4 protein-coding genes are annotated in these 2875 nt (G+C 69.4%); all 4 read right to left on the bottom strand.

The annotated features are described in order from the left end of the window. Nucleotides 1-113 precede the first annotated feature (113 nt). Nucleotides 114-614: a flavodoxin domain-containing protein gene (locus H305_RS0143545; RefSeq protein WP_028805936.1), complete on the bottom strand. Its 501-nt coding sequence runs from the start codon at nucleotides 612-614 to the stop codon at nucleotides 114-116. A gap of 16 nt (nucleotides 615-630) precedes the next feature. Then, nucleotides 631-1362 (bottom strand): CBS domain-containing protein, encoded by a 732-nt coding sequence (locus H305_RS0143540; protein WP_028805935.1) that lies wholly within the window; start codon nucleotides 1360-1362, stop codon nucleotides 631-633. Nucleotides 1363-1629: 267 nt separating this feature from the next. Further along, nucleotides 1630-2643, bottom strand: coding sequence for a type I glyceraldehyde-3-phosphate dehydrogenase (gene gap, locus H305_RS0143535; RefSeq protein WP_028805934.1), 1014 nt, complete (start codon nucleotides 2641-2643; stop codon nucleotides 1630-1632). Nucleotides 2644-2674: 31 nt separating this feature from the next. Beyond that, nucleotides 2675-2875: hypothetical protein (locus H305_RS49110; protein WP_037767514.1), on the bottom strand; the 201-nt coding region annotated here is incomplete at its 5' end.

The following is a 2875-nucleotide window of genomic DNA, read 5'->3' as shown; positions in this document are numbered from 1 at the left end:
GCACAGCGCGAAGAAGCAGGAAGCCACGGATTCCCGACCCAAGCCCGTGCCGCGTAGCGGCACAGCAACGATCGAGAAGGCCAGAATCCTCGGGCTTCAGCCCGAGGAGCAAGTCAATTGCCGCCCGACAGCTCTCCGGCCACGCCGGCGGCCCACTGCTCGATTCGGTCGAAGTCCCGGAAGTCCCCGCCCTTCCCGGAGCGCAGGATCATCCGGGCCACGAACCCCTTCGCGCCGTCCTCCAGGCAGCCGCCGAAGGTGACGTGTTCCTGGGCGTTCAGCTGCGTCATGGCCTTCTTCACGTCGGGCACGGGCGGGATGTCCCGCTCGTAGGCCGAGGCGTCCAGGGGGCCGCTGCTGAAGAGCCAGAGCGGACGGGCGGCGAGAGGCTCGCGGTGACGCCGGACGAAGCGACGGGCGTCCTTGTGCCAGCGTCCGGCGTACAGGCCGCCGCCGACCACGACGGCGTCGTACGAGGACACGCTCTTCACCGACCGGGCGGGCAGGACGTCCACAGTCAGCCCGTCCTTGCGCAGCACGTCCGCGATGGACTCGGCTATACGCGCGGTCGATCTGTTCGTGGTTCCGTATGCCACCAGCACCTTGGAGGTCATGGTGGTCCGCCTCCTCTCACAGCCGGCGCAGCCAGTCGTCGGCCACGCCGTGCAGTGCCTGCTCGTCGGCCTGCAGCCGTGAGTCGTCCAGCCGATAGGTGAGCTTGTCGACCACGGCGACCGCGCCGTCGATCTGGCGGGTCATCGAGACGGCGATCTCCGTCTCGCTTTTGCGCTCCATCTGGCCGGTGAGGGTGACGACCCCTTCCGTGACGGAGACGTCGATGCTGCGGGGCGGTATCCACAGGGCGTCCATCAGCACCTCCTGGACGACCTGCTCGCGGATTTCAGCGTCGGGCCGCAGGAAGACCTGGAGCAGGTCACGACGGGTGACGATGCCGACCAGCCGGTCGGCCTCGTCGAGGACCGGCAGCCGCTCCACGTGCCGCTGGGCCATGGTCCGGGCGGCCTCGACGATACTGTCGTCGGCGTGCACCGTGACCGCGGGCTCCGTCATCAACTGTCCGGCAGTGCGGGCCCTCGCCTTCGCGGCCTGTAGCCGGGCGCTGCGCGTGAGCGCCGCGAGCCGCCGACGTCGCGGAGTCTCGAAGGGGTCCGGGGTCGCGGCCTGGCGCACCATCAGGTCTGTCTCTGAGACGACCCCGATCACCTTGTCGTCCTCGTCGACGACCGGCAGCCCGCTGATCCGTCGGTCGGCCAGCAGGCGTGCGACCTCTTTGAACGGGGTGCCGTACTCGGCCCGGACGACGTCACTCGTCATGACGGTGCCGACCTTGTTGTGTTTCATGACTGTTCCTCCTCAGCGCAGGCGGCGCAGATAGGGGTTGTGGGGCCGACGCGGCAGCAGGCGTATGTGTGTGTCTAGCACGTCGTGCGTCATCGGGGATCTCCTCCAGGCCTCCTTCGGCACTTCGAGCATCCAGCGGATCGGAGAGCGGTCCCATGGGCTGTCCGGGGCCGGTCCGGGACTGGTCGGCCCAACGTCTTCCACTGGCCGTCCCAGGCGGGCGGAGGGGACCGGTGATCGGCGGCACCGGTCCCCTCCAGAGGGTGGTCAGTCGTCGGCGACGAGGGCCGTGAGGTCGAGGAGCCGGTTGGTGTAACCCCACTCGTTGTCGTACCAGCCGAAGACCTTGACCAAGGTCGCGTTGGCCTGGGTGAGGGCCGGGTCGAAGATGCAGGAGGCCGGGTCGCCGATGACGTCACGGGACACGATCGGCGCCTTCGACACACGCAGGATGCCATTGAGCGGGCCCTCGGCGGCCACGGCGAACGCCTCGTTGATCTCGCCCATGCTCACTTCGCGGTTCAGGACCACGGCGAGGTCGGTGAGGGACCCGTCCTCCACCGGCACCCGGACGGCGATCCCGTCCAGTGCGCCCGCCAGCTCCGGCACCACCAGGCCGACGGCGCGGGCCGCGCCCGTGCTGGTCGGGATGATGCTGAGCGCCGCCGAGCGGGCCCGGCGCAGGTCCTTGTGCGGGCCGTCGAGGAGGGCCTGGTCGTTGGTGTAGCCGTGGATGGTGGTCATCACTCCGCGCTCGATGCCGAAGTTCTCGTGCAGCACTTTCACCATGGGGGCAACGCAGTTGGTGGTGCAGGAGGCGGCCGAGATGATCCGGTCGCTGCGGCGGTCGTAGGTGTCGTCGTTGACGCCCATGACGATGGTGGTGTCCGCGCCCTTGCCGGGCGCCGACAGCAGCACCGAGTGGGCGCCGCCCTTCAGGTGCAGGGCGGCCGAGTCGCGGTCCCGGAAGCGTCCGGTGGACTCGACGACGATGTCGGCGCCGTAGTCGGACCAGCGCAGGGCTGCCGGGTCGCGTTCGGCGGTGACGTCGATGCGCCGGCCGTCGACGGTGATCGAGCTGTCGTCGTGGACGACCTCGCGTCCGATGCGTCCGAACGTCGAGTCGTACTCCAGCAGGTGGGCCAGGGTGGCGGGCGAGGTGATGTCGTTGACAGCGACCACCTCGACGTCCTGGGTGCCCGCCTCGGCGCGGTCGAGGGCCGCGCGAAGGTAGGCGCGCCCGATGCGGCCGAAGCCGTTGATGCCGACGCGTACGGTCATGACAGTGAACTCCTTTGCGGTTCGGGGGTGTTCAGGCGTTCCAGGTCCAGTCGGCGACCTCGGGCAGATCGGTGCCGTGCTCGCGGATCCACGCCTGGTGGCGGGTGCGCGTGTCTGCCATTTGCTGCCGTACGGTTGCGGCGCGCACCGCGAGGCCGGGGACGCGGTCGATGACGTCCATGACCAGCCGGTAGCGGTCGAGGTCGTTGCGGACGACCATGTCGAAGGGCGT

This window comes from Streptomyces sp. 142MFCol3.1 (assembly GCF_000424945.1).
Lineage (GTDB): Bacteria > Actinomycetota > Actinomycetes > Streptomycetales > Streptomycetaceae > Streptomyces > Streptomyces siamensis.
The sequence above is the reverse complement of the archived record's forward strand: the minus strand, read 5'-3'. Positions and strand labels throughout refer to the sequence as shown.

Bases quoted from the DNA above. Each gene is read 5' to 3' on its own strand.
- H305_RS0143540 (WP_028805935.1), bottom strand. From the start codon at position 1,362: ATGAAACACAACAAGGTCGGCACCGTCATGACGAGTGACGTCGTCCGG.
- gap (WP_028805934.1), bottom strand. From the start codon at position 2,643: ATGACCGTACGCGTCGGCATCAACGGCTTCGGCCGCATCGGGCGCGCC.
- H305_RS0143545 (WP_028805936.1), bottom strand. From the start codon at position 614: ATGACCTCCAAGGTGCTGGTGGCATACGGAACCACGAACAGATCGACC.